Origin of the sequence: Salipiger sp. 1_MG-2023, from assembly GCF_030547555.1 — a bacterium.
Lineage (GTDB): Bacteria > Pseudomonadota > Alphaproteobacteria > Rhodobacterales > Rhodobacteraceae > Salipiger.
The window spans coordinates 1-1,782 of the sequence record NZ_JAUOQN010000147.1; the positions used below are offsets into that span (position 1 = coordinate 1).

Annotated in this window: 1 protein-coding gene and 1 pseudogene; both read left to right on the plus strand. The window is 61.7% G+C overall.

The features are described from left to right. Positions 1 to 342: 342 nt before the first annotated feature. Positions 343 to 1,305 (plus strand): efflux RND transporter periplasmic adaptor subunit, encoded by a 963-nt coding sequence (locus Q4543_RS24255; RefSeq protein ID WP_303442694.1) that lies wholly within the window; start codon positions 343 to 345, stop codon positions 1,303 to 1,305. 140 nt (positions 1,306 to 1,445) lie between these two features. Further along, a pseudogene (locus tag Q4543_RS24260) lies at positions 1,446 to 1,556 on the plus strand (ATP-binding protein); the annotation flags it as partial. Positions 1,557 to 1,782: the final 226 nt, after the last annotated feature.

Consider the following 1,782-nt stretch of genomic DNA (forward strand, 5'->3'; position numbering starts at 1 on the left):
GTCACACCCGGCCGCGCGCTGCGCTACGCCGGGGGCTCCGCGCGCGGCCTCCTACACCAAGCGTTGGGACACTACCTTGATCGCTTTAGCAGTCGCGGCCCCGGTTGGATCAGGGGCTTCGTATGGATCATCGGGCGTTGAGGCCTCCTGTTCGACAACAGGCGCAAGCGCGCGAAAGAAAGCTCATATGCCTCTGGGCACCGCGGGCGTTGACCCATTCGTCGCTCGACGGGCATGTGTCCACGCCCCCCGTCCCTGCCTTGCGCGGAGCAGATCCCGTGCCTGCTATACGACAGCGGGCTTGGTCTGGGTCTCGCGGTCCTGATCTACTTTCAGGTCTGGATGGCACGCCCGATCGCGGTGGTGATCGAAATCGCCCAAAATGCCCCGGTCACGCGTGTGCTTGCGGTGAATGGCCGGATCGCCCCCGTGAATTCCGTCGAGGTTGGCGCCGTGGTTTCCGGCACCCTGGTAGCCTTTCCCATGGCCGAGGGAGATCGGGTTGAAACCGGCCAGATTCTCGCAGAGGTCGATGCGGCGGCGCAAAATGCGATCGCCCGGCAGGCCATGGCAGCGCTGGACGCGGCACTCGTTGCGCAGCAGAAGGCGACGGAAGACTTCAACCGCTCTGTTGCGCTTGGCAGCACTGTCCCGAGGACGGATAGGGCGACCAATGCCTCTGCCATGCAATCGGCGATACAGGAGGTGGCGCGTCTGACGGCCTCTCTGGATCAGGCGCAGATTGCGCGCGACAGCTACACCATTCGGGCACCGATCGCGGGCACGGTTCTGCAACTGGACGCCGAAATGGGGCAGACAATCAGCCCGTCGACCCGGCTGCTGACCCTTGCCGATCTGAGCGAATTGAGGGTCGAAGTGAATGTGGACGAGGCCTATGCGACGCAGATCGCCCTGGGTCAAAGCTCCGTCCTGCAAGGGGCCGGGCAAACCGCGATACATCAGGGCCATATCAGCTTTGTGGCGAACCGCGTGAACGCCGCCACTGGCGGGCTTGCCGTCAGGATTAAACTGGACACTCCGCTCGCGGCTCCAATCGGGCACGCGGCGATAAAGATTATCATAGATGAGCGCGACGGGGCCCTGACGGTTTCACGCACCACAATAATGGATGGAGAGAAGGTTTTTGTGCTCGTGGACGGCGGGGCGGACTTGCTGCCTGTAACAGCCGTCAACTGGCCCGCCGCCCGGCTCATCGCAACAGTGGGCCTTGCTGAGGGCGACGTGGTGATTGCCGATGCGACAGGCATCCCGGATGGCCAGAACGTCACCCCGGAGCAGCCCTGATGCTGTATGCCCTTAAGATCGCAACACGATACCTGACTGCGAACAAAGCCCGGACAGCCCTGCTGGTGACAGGGGTCGCGGGCGTAAAATCCGTCTCGGCACAAATCGCAGGTGCAGGGTTCCTGACACGAGGGGCGCAGGTGACCACCAATCTGGCCTTTGGCGAATGGCCCACCACCTTCGGCGATGCCAAGATGACCACTGCTCTCCGCGACGGCCTCATTCAGCATTGCGACATCATCGAGACCTGAAACGAGAGCTGGCGCTTCAAGTTCCGCGAATGGTCATCAATCCACTGCTGGCCCAGCAACAGAGGGGTCAATGTTTGGCTCTGACGCAGATTGTGTGATGTTTTGCGCCTTAATCTCTACATTTGGCATGGATGGTGAAGGGGATGAGTGCCATGACAGGACGTTTCGACACCAGACTATTGCCTGAAGGACTTCGCGCTACCGGATACAGCGTTGACGGCGCAAA

Excerpts from the sequence above, each read along its gene's own strand:
- Q4543_RS24255 (WP_303442694.1), top strand. The coding sequence starts at position 343 with ATGGCACGCCCGATCGCGGTGGTGATCGAAATCGCCCAAAATGCCCCG.